Genomic DNA, 13897 nt, shown 5'->3' with positions numbered 1-13897 from the left:
TGCTACACCTCGTACCTGACTGTCGGGTCAAAGTCGGACTCTAACAGTGCAGCCCCATAGGATTTAAGCCGTTGCATAAAGGTAGGGACAACGCCGGTGGCATAAAAATAGCCCCTGACTTTGCCTTGTTCATCGACGCCGGTTTGCCTGAAGCCATAAATCTCCTGCATGGCAATCGTTTCACCTTCCATGCCGGTGATTTCCTGGATACTGACGATTTTGCGGGTGCCATCCACCAGGCGGGAGACCTGGATAATCACATTGATCGCGGCCGCGATTTGTTGCCGGGTCGCCAGCAAGGTTAAATTGGCACCTGCCATGCCCACCATGTTTTCCATCCTGGCCAGGGCATCGCGCGGGCTGTTGGCATGGATAGTGGCAAACGAGCCTTCATGGCCGGTATTCATTGCCTGCAACATATCCAGCGCTTCGGCACCGCGCACTTCGCCCAAAATGATCCGGTCTGGCCGCATGCGCAAGGCATTGCGTACCAGGGCGGTTTGCGTCACTTCGCCCTTGTTTTCAATATTGGGCGGCCGGGTTTCCAGCCTCACCACGTGCGGTTGTTGCATTCTTAATTCGGCGGCGTCCTCAATGGTGACAATACGTTCTTCTTTGGGGATAAAGCCGGAAACCAGATTCAGCATGGTGGTTTTGCCGCTGCCGGTACCACCCGAAATCACCGCATTCATTTTGGATTTTGAGAAGGCGCTGATCAAGTTCGCCATTTGTGGCGTCATGGTTTTGAGCTTGATCAGATCGTCGGTCAGCAGCGGGCTCACCGAAAAGCGGCGAATCGACATCACTGGGCCATCCAGCGCCAGCGGCGGGATAATGGCGTTTACTCGCGAGCCGTCAGCAAGGCGGGCATCCACCATCGGGCTGGATTCATCGACCCGTCTGCCGACCTGGCTGACAATGCGTTCAATGATGTTGAGCAAGTGCTGGTTATCCTGGAATTGCACCTGCGTTAATTCCAGCATGCCTTTGCGTTCTATGTAGACCTGATTGTAGCCATTGACCAGGATGTCCGAGATTGCCGGGTCGCTCAGCAGCGGCTCCAATGGCCCCAGGCCAAACATTTCATATTGAATATCCCTGGCCAGTGAACCTCTTTCAGCCGTGTTGAGGGCGATACTTTGTTCGTCGACGATGACGCTGACCAGTTCATTGATCTGTTTTTTAATTTGCTCATCCGATAAGGTCGCCAGTTTTTCCAGGTTGATGCGATCGAGAATCTGGGTATGTATCTGCCTTTTCAGCGCAGAGTATCCGCTGGCATCCTGGCCGCCCTCAACCAGCGAATGATGGTGAGTGTTAAAGCTGCTATTGGTAGATTGCAATTTTTCACGAAGGGACATGATGCAGCCTCCGGCTATTTAAAAAGGTTAGAAAAAAATCCGGCACAGGCCACTTTTTCACCAGTGAATTTTTCAGCCAGTTGTTTAAGTTTTTTTGCCATGTCTGATTTTGGATTCAGTTTGTAAACGGCCTCGCCCTGATTAATGCAGTGATTCACCAGGGCATATTCGTTGGGCAAGGTATCACTGACTTTTAAGCCCAGCGCTTGCTCAAAATCTGAAATTTTTAACTTGTCATTCTTGTCGTAGCGGTTGACCAGGAAATAGATTTTTTCCTTGGCGTAGCCCAGGGAGCTGAAAATCCGGTACAAATAATTGGCATCGCGGATATAGGGCAGCACTAACTGCACCACTGGCAGTATTTGATGGCTCAGGTCCATCGCCTTGACCGTCAATGCATCAATGTGGCGGCCCAAATCCAGGATGATCAAATCGTAATAATTACCCGCTACCTCAATGATCTTTTCCAGATGCTCAGGTTTGACATCTGAGGCATGTGAAGGATTGTCCGATGCTGCCAGCACTTTCAGGCGTGGCGTGATTTCAATCAGTGAGGAATCAAGAAAGGCATAATCCAGCCGGTGAATTTGCTGGCAAAGTTCGGCCAGTGAAGCGCTGGCTTGTTCATCTGACAAATACATGCAGGCGTCACCAAAATAGGGGTTGGCATCAATCAGCAAGACGCGCTTGTTGGTATATTCGGCTATGACGTAAGCCAGATTTGTCGCTACGAAAGTCGCGCCGGCACCGCCTTTGCAGGAGATCACGCTGATGACTTTGGTTGAGACGCCCCGTGTGGCGCGTGACCTGGCCATATAGCGCTCCAGCGCTGCAATCAGGCTTTGCTCCGACAGTGGCAGTGCCAGCACTTCAGAAAAACCGGCCCGAATCCCTTTGAGTAGCATTTCTGAGGTGACCTCCTCAGATAACAACATGAAGGTCATCTGGCTGTATTGTGTTTTGTAGCGCTCAATCAGGTCAAACTCGGCGACATCTGACTGGCTGACATCAATCATCAGCACGTCGGGCCGCTCGGTGGCGATTTTCTGGTTGGCGCTCACCAGATTGGTGTGATAGGCAACACATTCAAAACCCCGCTGGTAAAGCGTCTGGAAGGCAGACAGGCTTTGAATGACTTGGTTGTTTTCACTTATTATTAGTATTTTCATATCAACACCTAACTACACTTAGCGTTATATTGACTATCCAGGCTTTCTCTGGGGAGCGTGGTGGTAAAACTGGGCATGGTCACGTTAAAACCAAACACTGCCGAGGTATAAACGGCCTGGCTCAGGGCCACGGTAATGGTCTTGCAATCGGCCACCGTGCATCCGCCAGGCAAATAGGTCACGACTACATTGCTATTGCTGACAAAGGGCAGGCGGCTGGTGACTTGTATTTTGATGGCATTGCTATTCTGGGCACAGACCGTGCCTAAGCGGGCGGCCGCGCGCGTAGCCTGCGAGGCCGCATCGTAGTAGTGCAGCACCTTGCCCAGTTCGACAATCGAAAACAGCAGCAGAAACAGAAATCCCGAGACCAGTACAAACTCGATGGCATAGACCCCTTGTTGTGATTTGCGTGTGTTCATGTCAATTGATTACAGCTCGTACTGACTGTATCCAGTTGTGGTTGATAAAAAGTGCTGGAGATATTGCCCAGCGCCAGTGAGCCGGAAAACAGCTTGGTGATATAAGAAAGACTCATGCTGTTAATGCCCACTTTGACCATGGTCACGCTGCCGACCATCAGGTATTGCACTTGCACTTTGCTGGTGGATAGCCCCGAGACCGAGGCTTTTGAACAGCTGGTGAGCGAACCACAGACGGCCAGGTTTTTGCTCTCGGTGATGACTGTTTTGTAAGCCAGGACCTCGGGGTCGGTGGTAGAGGCGCAATTCATCGGCCGCGTATGTCCGGCCAGGTATTTGCCCGCGTCACGCACATTTTTGACCAGCTCGTTATACTGGAACATGGTTTTTGCCAGGTCTACACCGGCCAGCATGACAATAATCAGGAAAGGCAGCACCACTGCCAACTCGATGGCTGCGATTCCGGAATGTGTTGTGCGATTGTTCATGATCACTCCACCAAGGCAGCCACTTTTGGCCCCAGCACTGAACCCCCGCCCACCAGGCCGCCAGATTTGCTGCAAGGCGTGACAGAAGTGCTGGCATTGCCCAGGTACTCAAGATACATATTGAAATTGGCCCCACTGGTGGTCGGCATCGGGTGTAGCAAAAAGATACAGACAAATGACTTGAGCTTCATGGTGGTGCAATCGACCACAGGTGCGATGGCAACCCGCCGGTTAGTGCCGTAGGCTTTCAGATCTGTGCTTGGCATATAGGCAAACGCGTTGCTGATTGATATTCCCGAAATATCACTGTAGGGCGTATTGTTCGGCACAGCGTTTGGTGAAAAATCAGCTGCATAACGATTGGTTTGGGCCGGGTTGTAATAGCCCTTGCCGCTGGTATCCGGAAAATATCCGGAAGAGGCTGTATTTTTTTTCTTAATACCAAAGCGGGTATTGAAATCATCCCGCAAAGAGGCTTTGTACCCAGGCGTGCCGATATATTGATCTGCGGATGCTTTTACCGAACAGTCGGTAGACTGTTGGCCACTTAGCGTATCCGCCAGTTCATTGGCACCGCCACCGCCACTGGTAAAGTCCACCCAGCGGAAATGGCCGGACAGCGTGGTATCTTTATTACCGTTATTCGGCGAAGCCAAGCCCGCCAGCCAGTCTCCGGGATTTTTGCCTGCCACATCCGGCTGGCAAATGCCGATCGGAATCGCACAGGCCGTTTGTGAGGGCAGGGTGGTGGCGGTGGCTACTGCCGTGACTGATTCAGCGGCATTCACACTGCCGCCTATGCGGTTCAATAGTGGCGTAATCCAGTTGCTGATACCGCTGCGCGTAATGCTGCAGCGCAGGTATTTGCCATTGACGCCATTGGATGTACTCGGAAAGGTGATGGTTACCTCGCCAGTGGCAATCGCATTTTTCTGAAAATAGGCACGGTTATTCTGCGCCACGGTCAGCCCGGCAGCGGAGGCCCTGGTTTGCTCATTGCTCAAGCCATCAAACTGTGCCGCGCCAGCCAGCGCACAGGCGTCCGCTGCATTTTGCAGTTCGGATTTAGTCACATATAGTTTGCCTAAATCCGCGCCCAGGCCACCCATTACCAGCAGCAATGGTAAAAACAGCAATACCATGAGCGCAATCGAACCTGACTGCTTACTTTGTTTGCAATGTCTGGTCATTAACATATCGATCTCCATAGGCAGGCAATGATGCGGATACGCTGCCTGGGTACGCCTACTGGTTGCCTGTGCCGTTATTCGACCCCGTGCCACCTACCCCGAAATTAAATACACTGGGTTGCGGCACCGGTTTGGAGAACGACTTCTGGTAACTATTAATCGAGTCACGCGCGGCACGGCCATCCAGCCCATTGACAGGGTCCGGATTATTGGCAGCAGCCGGGTGTATGATCTGCGCCTGCAAGGTATTGCGGACGCTTTCACCAAACTCGCGTTCATATCGTGGCATGGTGCTTTGACATGCTGACACACCGACGGCCACCCCCAACAACATATATAGATTTAGCGGTTTCATTTTGGCATCCTATTTAAGATCGTATCCAGTCGCATTGTCTGCGCTTGGTTCATCAGTTTTTTTTGCAGGTTGTTTTTCGTCAGCGTTGGTCTTGGCTGGCGCATCTCCGTCCGGTTTACCTTCCAGTTTGCCGCCCAGGAAAAACTCTTTACGGCTGGGGTCTGTATGGCGGCCGGTAGGCAGGTCAATGTCTGCCGGGTTCACCGGTTTCACCAGGTGCGGTGTCACTACAAATACCAGTTCGGTTTTATCGTTCTGAAAGTCCGAGCTTCTGAATAACGCGCCAATGATCGGAATTTCCCCCAGAATCGGGAAAGCCTTGATATTGGCTGTGGTATTGTTTTTGATTAAACCGCCAATGGCGAAGCTTTGTCCGTCAAACAGTTGCACAGTGGTCGAGGCTTTTCTGGTAGTAAAGGCCGGTAAAATAGCGGTGCCACTAAACCCGGTAGCGGTCACGCCTATGCCTTCCCGGTTAAGCTCAGAGACTTCTGGCGCCACGCGTAAATTGATGCGTCCGCCTGCCAGTACGGTAGGGGTGAATTTCACGCCTACACCAAACTCTTTTTCTTCCAGTGTGATGGTGTTGCCCGCGCCGGCATTTTGCGCCACCGGGATGAAAATGCGGCCACCTGCCAGAAAGCTACCTTCCTGGCCGCTAATGGCCATGATGGTTGGCTCAGCCAGCACTTTGATTAAGCCATCGCGTTTTTCAGCATCCAGAGTGAAATTTTTGTTGGCTGACTTAAAGCCGCCAATCGAGCCGCCAGTGGCGCTGCCCGATGTCGACAGGAAATTACCCAACAGGGTGTAAGTCCAACTGCCAGAGGTTTTACTGAGGGCGATACTGGCGCCCAGTTTATCCAGCAGGGTTTTAGACACCTCGGCCACTTTCACCTCCAGCATGACCTGTTGCTGGGCTGAGACCGTGAGCATGTTCACAATGCGGGGGTTTACAAACTCTTGTAGTAGCGGATTATTCAGCTGCTGCTGTGATTGTTGCTGTTGTTGCATCTGCATCTGCATTTGCATCTGTGCGTTGTCGCCACTGGCAAATACCGGCATGGTTCTTCTTCTGACAAAGGTCTGTGCAATATCAATCACCCGGTTGGCCGTCAGCGCATCCTCCACCGAGCCCCAGACGATGAGCGAATCTGCGGCGGCAGTGACCTTGATGTTTTTTTCCTCTGGCAGCAGTTCTGATAATGTTTGCAGCAATCCTTCTGCATCCATATTGACGACCACATCGACAAAGGTACATTTGCCACTCTTGCCTTTGATGATCATATTGGTCGTACCTATATTCACCCCAAGCAGATACAGGGTTTTTAATGACACCAGCTTGGTTTGCAGCACACTCGCATCACCCACACTGCGCGTCGCCAGCGGCTCCGGCAGACTCATTAAGGTAGACTTGCCCAGCGGCAGGTGCATGGTGGTGGGATGGTCAATCTCGCCGTCACAGTTGGCATCGCCATTGCCAATGTAATCATTGGTTTCAATGACTGCCGCTTTGGTTTTTTCAGCAGAAATCAACAGGGAAGGCAACGTGGCAGTGATGAACGCCGCGGCCAGGAGAGACAACTTCAACGCATATTTTGACTTGTGATCAAATGCGATATGCGTTCTCTTCAATGAGAAGAAATCCATGATCGACCCCCTCTGAAAACCTAAGGTTTTCAATATTGTTTGAGTTATTGTTCACTTACTTTTTGAGTTAAAAACACTCAAGTGACTCAGTCGTCCCTGTGAATACCTTGGTACATTTCTTAGTCACCACTATTGGCGCCGCTGCCGCAACAATCATTTTTTTCGCCTTGGGTTTGCTGATTACTGGCATCACCGGTCCTGTATTTTTAGGAACAAGCGATAACAAGGCTTCTTTGGTGATACCCTGGGTGGCGACGTCGCCGGGGTCGGCCTGATTGCGTAATACCAGGGAGAGGTTGCCGACACTGCGTGCCAGGTCAATCATTTCTGCCTGCTCCGGGGTGACTTCGAGGGTGACGGCATTGACGACTTTTGGTTTGTCGGCATTGGCATTGACGTCATCGCCCACGGCCAGCACGAGGATGTGCTTGAGGACGATCTTGGAAATATTGTCTTCGTCGCCGTTGCGTTCGGCCTGATTGGTATTGACGATCATGTCAACGTAATTGCCTGGTAGCGCGAAACCAGCCACGCCCACCACTTCGTTGACTTTGACAGTGATTGCGCGCTTGCCTTCGGCAATCACGGCAGATAAGCCGCCTTTAGAGCCAACCGGCGCCAGTTTGGATTCCAGCACGGGCTCGCCATTTTGCAGGCTATATTTGACCACCCGACCATCAAGCTTTTCGACCTCGCCAAAGAAGCCCTCGGGTAAACTGGTTTTGGGCCAATCGATGCGTTTCAGCATGCCCACATTGATTTTTTCACCCATATTGAGTGGGCTGACCATCACCACTACTTTTTCAGTTTGCATCGAACGTGTTTGCAACCATTTGGAAGCCGCTACGACCGCTCCAATCGCTGCTAACAAGGCAAACAACAGCATCGTCATTGCACGCATATTCATTTTTATTCTCTTTTTCGAAAAAAACTTGCAAATGAAATGGTCACGAATGCCAGACTACATATGTTGTGTGTACACCCCCATCAAAGTACCTATCGCAATCGCCAGTGCATAAGGCATTCTGCCTACACTGTTGATGCCATCTGTCCCATCCTCCATACCTAGCTGGATATGCGTATGGTGTAACTTGAAAAACAGGATTGCATTCACATTTCTGATGAGTTGCATGCCCCGTTTTTGCATTAACACCACTCCCATCGCCAATACTCCACCAACTAGATAGATACACACCGCAACTGGCATCCATGCCGCCGAACCTAAAATGCCACCGACCACCATGGCCAGCTTGACATCGCCTGCTGCCATGCCTTTCAGTAAATAAAGTGGCATAAAACACATGAACGCTAAGCCCACGCCTTGTAACCATTGCACACCGCCTGGCCCGCTGGCATTTAATAGCCACAATCCCAAGCTGCTTATCAGGCCAAATACAATCAGTGTGTTATACACTTTGCGAAATCTAAGGTCGGTGTAACAGGCGTAGATCAATACCCCGGCCAGTAACCATAATCCAAGTGCTGCGTAAGTCGTCATGTTCAGAAACAAAAAAACCTCTCACCGTTGGGGTAAGAGGTTTTAATGGATATCATAGGCTGAACCCGATACGCTACATTGTTTCTAGGTGGTGATACCGTTCACAATGGCCTGTAGCTTGGTGGTCAGAGTGGTACCCATCCCAGAAAAAACGGCAGCCAATACACCGACCAGTGCCGCAGCAATAATGACATACTCGATGGCGACAACGCCATCTTCATCCTTCATAAATTTAACGATTGCGCTCATCATCATCTCCCGAAAAGATATTTTTTGTCACATGAAATACAAGTTTAATTGCGTATTTCATGACTGTATTTTACGTATTGTTTTTAGGTTTCCAAGTACCCGTTTGGGCTATCGTGAAAATAATTACCTAGGTAACTATTAACGAAAATACAATAATTACAGTATCTAACTTGCAAAATTAAAAGCAATAGATACCCATTAAAACACTTGGTATTTAACTAACATTTACCATGTTTGGCGTAAATGTAATTGTTGATGCCATTAAATTGTGATAATGATTTTCATTAACGGCGGTCGGGGGGGCATGACATATGGCGGTCAAGCGTCGCGCGAAAAATGCAGCTTATTCTCAGGCATGTGAGGGGATGCTGTATCGCAATAGTAGCGACTTAAATACAATTTTTGCGCGGCTAATGACGATGCATTATTCAAGTAATACATCGGTTAAGTGAATGTTTGCTCAAGAGCCAGGCCTGGCAGGCGGCGACACGGTCAGTGCCGCTTCCCGCCGGGCAAGCTTAGTCTAGTGTCGGGCTTCTATATCTGGCTAGCCAATGTGCATAAGGCGCAGGCAATACCCAGGCGGCATCGTCTTTACCCAATTGCTTGGCGGCGAAATAGGGCCAGTGCGGGTTTTCCAGATGCGCGCGGCCTATCATGGCTAAGTCCAATTCTTGTTTGCGGATCGCGTTATCTGCCAATGATGGTGCGCCGAAGCCCCAGGCGGATGAAACCGGGATGCCTGCTTCATTGCGCACGCGTTGTGCAATCGGACCTAAAAACGCAGGGCCCCAGGGGATATTGGTTTCCGGAATGGTGAAACCGACACTGACGCTCAGCATATCCAGCCCGCGTTCACGCCAGGCTTTGACCAGCTGAATCGATTCACTCAGGGTTTCTTCATCTTTGCCATCATATTCAATGACGCCGAACCTGGCGGTGAGTGGCAGGTTTTCCGGCCACACTGCGCGGATGGCCTCCAGCGTTTCGATGGTAAAACGCGAGCGGTTTTCAAAGCTGCCGCCATAAGCATCGGTACGCTGGTTAGAGTGTGCAGAGGTAAAACTTTGTCCCAGGTAGCCGTGGGCAAAGTGGATTTCCAGCCATTCGAAACCTGCATCAAGCGCACGTTTTGCCGTAGCGACAAAATCCTGTTTGACGCGCTGGATGTCATCAATCGACATGGCGTTGGGCACACGTGGCAAATCACCCCCAAAGGCAATGGCAGATGGCGCAATGGTTTGCCAGGCGCGCGGGTCATTCTCTGCGATATGGTCATCGCCTTCCCACGGTTTGTTGGCACTGGCTTTACGCCCGGCATGGGCAATCTGGATGCCGGGGACTGCGCCGGCTGCCTTGATAGAGGCGGCAATTTCACGTAGTTGAGCTGTTTGCGTATCGTTCCATAATCCCAGGCAGCCAGGGGTGATGCGGCCTTCTGGCGCGACGCCGGTGGCTTCGACAATTACCAGTCCGCTGCCACCGCGTGCCAGCGTGGCGTAATGGGCTTTGTGCCAGTCATTGGCAACGCCGTCTTCTGCCATATATTGGCACATAGGCGGAATCGCAATGCGGTTTCTGAGGGTGACGTCTTTTAATTGATAGCTAGAAAATAAATCGGCCATGATGATCCTTTTACTAAGTTTTCCTATTGATTAATTGTCGACAGATGCCAGTGTTGAGTTGGCGTTATTTGAAAGGAGCTGCATTTCTATGATTGCCAATGCCAGCCCTACGCATACGATGCAACCGGCAATCCAGCCAATAGCGGTCAGGCCCAGGCCAGGCGTAATCACCAATCCACCTACCCATGCGCCTGCGGCATTGCCTATATTGAATGCACCAATATTCATGGCCGAGGCCAGGGTCGGTGCGCCGCTGGCCTTTTCCAGAATTTTGATCTGTAATGAAGGCACCGCAGCAAAACCGGCAATGCCGAGCAGTCCGACCAGCGCGACGACTGCTATTTGCTGATGGGCAAAGAAGGAGAACGAGACCAGGATGGCAATGATGAACATCAATGCCCCTATCAGGGTTTTATCCAGGTGGATATCGGCGAGTTTGGCGCCGATGATATTGCCGACGACCATGCCCACACCAAACAGTAAAAATACCGGTGAAATGGCGGCGGGTGAAAAGTGCGCGACATCGGTCAGTATTGGCGCGACGTAGGTGAGCACAGCGAACAGGCCCGTATCTACAATAATGGTCAGCAGCAATCCGGCAATTACTTGCGGTTGTAATAAGGTGTTTACTTCAGCGCGAACATTCACTTTTTCCGCATGATGATCACTGGGCACCAGCCAGTAGAGCGCGGCCAGCGCAACCGGGCCTATCATGGTCACCGCCCAAAAGGTGGATCGCCAGCCCAGCATCTGGCCTAACCAGGTCCCCGCAGGCACGCCAATGACATTGGCGACCGTCAGGCCGGTAAACATTAATGCAATCGCCAGTGCGCGCTTGTCTTTAGGCACCAGGCTGGTGGCGACCACCGCGCCTATGCCAAAAAAAGTACCATGTGCAAACGAAGTCACCACGCGCGCGATCATGAGGGTGGTGTAGTCAGGCGCTACCGCGCAGATTAAATTACCCAGCGTGAAAATGGCCATGAGCCATAGCAACGAGCTTTTGCGCGAAAACTTGGCCATCATGATAGACATGATAGGCGCGCCCACGGCCACGCCCAGTGCATAGCCGCTGATCAATAAACCAGCCATCGGGATGCTGACGTGCAGGTCGCGGCTGACTTCTGGCAATAAGCCCATAATGACAAATTCAGTGGTGCCGATGCCAAAAGCACCGGCCATCAGGGCATATAAGGCGAGGGGGATGCCTTGTGAAGATGGTTCTTTTTTCATTGCAGCTTAAACACTTTTATTAAATTCTATAGTTCGAATATAATCGAACTATAGAATAATATCAAGCGTTGTGATAAATTTTACATATGCGGCAAATTAAACATCCCAATATGGATCAGGTGGAGCTCACAGACATTATGTATGCGCTGTCAGACCCGACACGCCTGGAGATTGTCGGCCGACTGGCCAATGCAGGCCGTAAACTGACCTGTGGTGAACTCGACTTGAATCGTCCCAAATCCAGCATGTCGCATCATTTCAAGATTCTGCGCGCCGCCGGGCTGGTGGAAACCCTGATTGAAGGCACTGAGCATATGAATGCGCTCAGGGTAGCGGAGATTGAGCAGAAGTTTCCTGGCGTGCTGCAATCGGTGCTGCGCGCACTTGCTTAATTGCCACAAATTAATGCTCAAGGAGATGAGCATGCGCTTTTAGTAGCGCTTCATTGCTCAATACAAATTCTTGACTGTTTGCCAGTCTTTCAATCACCAGATCAATAAAGCAGCGTACCCGTGCCGGTTGCGCAGTACGGCTACCGTAATAAATATACAAGCCCAGGTTATCCACGATATGTTCCAGTAACAAGGGCACCAGGCGCCCTTGGCGAATATAGCTTGCAGCCGTGGGGACGGCCAGTTGACCAATCACTTCACCGGCCAACACAGCCCTGAGTTCGAAGCCTTCATCATTGGTGCAAAAGGCGGGGCGTACATGTTGCTCAATGATATTTTCGCCGACCTTCACGTGCCAGGGAACCACGCGACCATCGCTAGGGCGGCGAAATGCGCTGCAACGATGCGTTTCCAATTGGCTGAGCGTATGCGGAATGCCGTATTTTCGCAGGTAGCTTGGCGCTGCACAGATGGCGAGTTGCATGGGAAAAAGCCTGCGCATGACCAAGCCATCTTGCGGCGGGTTGCCCAGGCGAAATCCGACATCGACGCGATCGTCGACCCAATTGCCGATGCGGTCATCCAGCTGTATGTCGGGTTGCACTTCGGGATACAAGCGAGAGTATTCATCTAACACCGGGCCAAGTACCGATAATAAAACCGTACGCGGTCCGACGATACGCAACGGGCCTGCGAGTCCTTCCCTGGTTTGGCGTGTGGATTCCAGCGCCTGTTCCAACCCGATTAATGAGGGTTTTGCCGATTCATATAGCCGTTGTCCTTCTTCGGTGAGTGACATGCTACGTGTGGTGCGATGAAACAGCCTGACACCAAGGTGTGCCTCCAGCTGGCCTAGGGCCTTACTGGCTGCCTGCGGGGTAATCTGCTGCGCAGCGGCCGCTTTACTGAGACTTCCTAGTTCGACAGTCCGCACAAAGGTAGTCATTGATCGTAAGGTATCCAGGGCCATAAGGCATTGTTCTTTCTGCTATTTACATTATTTAGTTGTAAATAATTAAACTAATAATGCGCTAGTTTAATGCATATCCGGCGCGTAAAGTGCGACTCATCACATGGATAGATGAAAGGAACGCGCGTGGATCATTTTACTTATTACAATCCAACCAAAGTCGAGTTTGGTGTCGGTAAAGAGTCCCTGATTGGTCAGCACCTGGCCGAAGCCAGGGTCAAAAAAGTATTGCTCTGTTATGGCAGTGACCGTATCAAACGTGATGGCTTGTTTGATGTGGTGACCAAAAGCCTGGCCGAGAAGAACATTCAATTTGTGCTGTGTGGTGGTATTGTCAGCAACCCCATCATCTCTAAAGTACGTGAAGCGATCAGCCTGGCGCGCCTGCATCAGGTCGATGCCATTTTAAGTGTGGGTGGCGGTTCAGTGCTGGATAGTGCCAAAGCGATCGCCGCGGGTGTGCCTTATACAGGCGACGTTTGGGATTTGTTTATCGGCAAAGCCAGCATTGATAGCGCGTTGCCCGTGTTTGATATTCTGACGCTGGCGGCCACTGGCAGTGAAATGAATAATGGTGCCGTTATCACCAATGAAGACACCAAAGAAAAATTTGCGATTCAATCACCCCTAACGTTCCCCAAAGTGTCTATCGTAAATCCTGCACTCATGAAAACGGTGTCGCGCGATTACCTGGTGTACTCTGCTGCAGACATTATTGCGCACGCAATTGAGGGTTATTTTACTGCTGTCGACCAGCCCCGGTTTCACTCGCGGTTGGTCGAGGCCATCATCAATACCGTGATTGAAAACACGGAAATTCTGCTGGTGAATCCGGATAACTATGCAGCCAGGGCAGAGTTTGCCTGGGCATCGACACAGGCGCTGAATGGTTTGATTTATTCCGGGACGGCTGGTTACAGTTATCCCAACCACATGATTGAGCATGCACTGTCTGCCTTGTTCAATGTGCCGCATGGCGCTGGGCTGTCTGTGGTGATACCAGCCTGGATGAAGTGGTACCAGGACCGCAATCCTTTGCAGTTTGAACGCTTTGCGCAAAATATCTTTGGTTTAAAAACCGCCGAGCAAGGGATTGCTGCGCTGGAAAACTGGTTTAACAAAATCGGTACGCCAACACGCTTAGCACAACTGGGCATTACCGAGGCCCACTTGCCAGCCACTATAGACATCGTACTCACCAATGCTAAGTGGTTTGGTCTCGCCGATATTTACACCAAAGACGTGGCGACCACCATCTTGAAAAATGCACTTTAATTACTGACGAATAAGAAAGG

General features: G+C 51.1%; 15 protein-coding genes. 2 read left to right on the top strand and 13 right to left on the bottom strand.

The window, feature by feature from the left end; genetic code table 11:
* Positions 1-2: 2 nt before the first annotated feature.
* The 12 genes from MET42_RS0110600 to MET42_RS0110545 form a co-directional block, all read right to left on the bottom strand.
* On the bottom strand, positions 3-1361 hold the full coding sequence (locus MET42_RS0110600) for a CpaF family protein (protein WP_019882941.1): 1359 nt from the start codon (positions 1359-1361) through the stop codon (positions 3-5).
* Positions 1362-1375: 14 nt separating this feature from the next.
* On the bottom strand, positions 1376-2530 hold the full coding sequence (locus tag MET42_RS0110595) for an AAA family ATPase (RefSeq protein ID WP_019882940.1): 1155 nt from the start codon (positions 2528-2530) through the stop codon (positions 1376-1378).
* A gap of 8 nt (positions 2531-2538) precedes the next feature.
* Positions 2539-2952, bottom strand: coding sequence for a TadE/TadG family type IV pilus assembly protein (locus MET42_RS0110590; protein WP_019882939.1), 414 nt, complete (start codon positions 2950-2952; stop codon positions 2539-2541).
* Complete coding sequence (locus MET42_RS0110585; RefSeq protein ID WP_019882937.1) at positions 2949-3440, bottom strand: TadE family protein; 492 nt, start codon at positions 3438-3440, stop codon at positions 2949-2951. The genes MET42_RS0110590 and MET42_RS0110585 overlap by 4 nt, the downstream gene beginning before the upstream one ends.
* A 2-nt stretch (positions 3441-3442) precedes the next feature.
* Entirely contained in the window at positions 3443-4636 is a 1194-nt protein-coding gene (locus tag MET42_RS0110580) for a pilus assembly protein TadG-related protein (protein WP_019882936.1), read from the bottom strand.
* 49 nt (positions 4637-4685) lie between these two features.
* On the bottom strand, positions 4686-4985 hold the full coding sequence (locus MET42_RS0110575; RefSeq protein ID WP_232411482.1) for a hypothetical protein: 300 nt from the start codon (positions 4983-4985) through the stop codon (positions 4686-4688).
* A 9-nt stretch (positions 4986-4994) separates the two neighbouring features.
* On the bottom strand, positions 4995-6635 hold the full coding sequence (locus MET42_RS0110570) for a type II and III secretion system protein family protein (RefSeq protein WP_019882934.1): 1641 nt from the start codon (positions 6633-6635) through the stop codon (positions 4995-4997).
* 67 nt (positions 6636-6702) lie between these two features.
* Positions 6703-7542: a Flp pilus assembly protein CpaB gene (gene cpaB / locus MET42_RS0110565; RefSeq protein WP_019882933.1), complete on the bottom strand. Its 840-nt coding sequence runs from the start codon at positions 7540-7542 to the stop codon at positions 6703-6705.
* 54 nt (positions 7543-7596) lie between these two features.
* The gene (locus tag MET42_RS0110560; RefSeq protein WP_019882932.1) at positions 7597-8133 is read right to left on the bottom strand and encodes a prepilin peptidase; all 537 of its coding nucleotides are present in this window, start codon (positions 8131-8133) and stop codon (positions 7597-7599) included.
* An 84-nt stretch (positions 8134-8217) separates the two neighbouring features.
* On the bottom strand, positions 8218-8382 hold the full coding sequence (locus MET42_RS0110555) for a Flp family type IVb pilin (RefSeq protein ID WP_019882931.1): 165 nt from the start codon (positions 8380-8382) through the stop codon (positions 8218-8220).
* A 518-nt stretch (positions 8383-8900) separates the two neighbouring features.
* Entirely contained in the window at positions 8901-10007 is a 1107-nt protein-coding gene (locus tag MET42_RS0110550) for an NADH:flavin oxidoreductase/NADH oxidase (RefSeq protein WP_019882930.1), read from the bottom strand.
* Between the two features lie 30 nt (positions 10008-10037).
* Positions 10038-11240 carry an MFS transporter gene (locus MET42_RS0110545; RefSeq protein WP_019882929.1) on the bottom strand — a complete coding sequence of 401 codons (1203 nt, stop codon included), beginning with the start codon at positions 11238-11240 and terminating at the stop codon, positions 10038-10040.
* Positions 11241-11326: 86 nt separating this feature from the next.
* On the opposite strand from MET42_RS0110545, the gene MET42_RS0110540 reads away from it, so the two are divergent.
* Complete coding sequence (locus MET42_RS0110540; RefSeq protein ID WP_019882928.1) at positions 11327-11632, top strand: helix-turn-helix transcriptional regulator; 306 nt, start codon at positions 11327-11329, stop codon at positions 11630-11632.
* A gap of 10 nt (positions 11633-11642) precedes the next feature.
* Here the strand turns inward: MET42_RS0110540 and MET42_RS0110535 are convergent, their stop codons facing one another.
* Positions 11643-12578, bottom strand: coding sequence for a LysR family transcriptional regulator (locus MET42_RS0110535; RefSeq protein WP_019882927.1), 936 nt, complete (start codon positions 12576-12578; stop codon positions 11643-11645).
* Between the two features lie 150 nt (positions 12579-12728).
* On the opposite strand from MET42_RS0110535, the gene MET42_RS0110530 reads away from it, so the two are divergent.
* On the top strand, positions 12729-13877 hold the full coding sequence (locus MET42_RS0110530) for an iron-containing alcohol dehydrogenase (protein WP_029512408.1): 1149 nt from the start codon (positions 12729-12731) through the stop codon (positions 13875-13877).
* Positions 13878-13897: the final 20 nt, after the last annotated feature.

The sequence above is a fragment of the Methylophilus sp. 42 genome (assembly GCF_000384155.1).
Lineage (GTDB): Bacteria > Pseudomonadota > Gammaproteobacteria > Burkholderiales > Methylophilaceae > Methylophilus.
This window is presented reverse-complemented; position numbering and strand designations above follow the sequence as displayed.

Excerpts from the sequence above, each read along its gene's own strand:
- MET42_RS0110575 (WP_232411482.1), bottom strand. The coding sequence starts at position 4,985 with ATGAAACCGCTAAATCTATATATGTTGTTGGGGGTGGCCGTCGGTGTG.
- MET42_RS0110600 (WP_019882941.1), bottom strand. The coding sequence starts at position 1,361 with ATGTCCCTTCGTGAAAAATTGCAATCTACCAATAGCAGCTTTAACACT.
- MET42_RS0110570 (WP_019882934.1), bottom strand. The coding sequence starts at position 6,635 with ATGGATTTCTTCTCATTGAAGAGAACGCATATCGCATTTGATCACAAG.
- MET42_RS0110555 (WP_019882931.1), bottom strand. The coding sequence starts at position 8,382 with ATGAGCGCAATCGTTAAATTTATGAAGGATGAAGATGGCGTTGTCGCC.
- MET42_RS0110545 (WP_019882929.1), bottom strand. The coding sequence starts at position 11,240 with ATGAAAAAAGAACCATCTTCACAAGGCATCCCCCTCGCCTTATATGCC.
- cpaB (WP_019882933.1), bottom strand. The coding sequence starts at position 7,542 with ATGAATATGCGTGCAATGACGATGCTGTTGTTTGCCTTGTTAGCAGCG.
- MET42_RS0110595 (WP_019882940.1), bottom strand. The coding sequence starts at position 2,530 with ATGAAAATACTAATAATAAGTGAAAACAACCAAGTCATTCAAAGCCTG.
- MET42_RS0110535 (WP_019882927.1), bottom strand. The coding sequence starts at position 12,578 with ATGACTACCTTTGTGCGGACTGTCGAACTAGGAAGTCTCAGTAAAGCG.
- MET42_RS0110585 (WP_019882937.1), bottom strand. The coding sequence starts at position 3,440 with ATGAACAATCGCACAACACATTCCGGAATCGCAGCCATCGAGTTGGCA.
- MET42_RS0110540 (WP_019882928.1), top strand. The coding sequence starts at position 11,327 with ATGCGGCAAATTAAACATCCCAATATGGATCAGGTGGAGCTCACAGAC.
- MET42_RS0110580 (WP_019882936.1), bottom strand. The coding sequence starts at position 4,636 with ATGTTAATGACCAGACATTGCAAACAAAGTAAGCAGTCAGGTTCGATT.
- MET42_RS0110550 (WP_019882930.1), bottom strand. The coding sequence starts at position 10,007 with ATGGCCGATTTATTTTCTAGCTATCAATTAAAAGACGTCACCCTCAGA.
- MET42_RS0110590 (WP_019882939.1), bottom strand. The coding sequence starts at position 2,952 with ATGAACACACGCAAATCACAACAAGGGGTCTATGCCATCGAGTTTGTA.
- MET42_RS0110560 (WP_019882932.1), bottom strand. The coding sequence starts at position 8,133 with ATGACGACTTACGCAGCACTTGGATTATGGTTACTGGCCGGGGTATTG.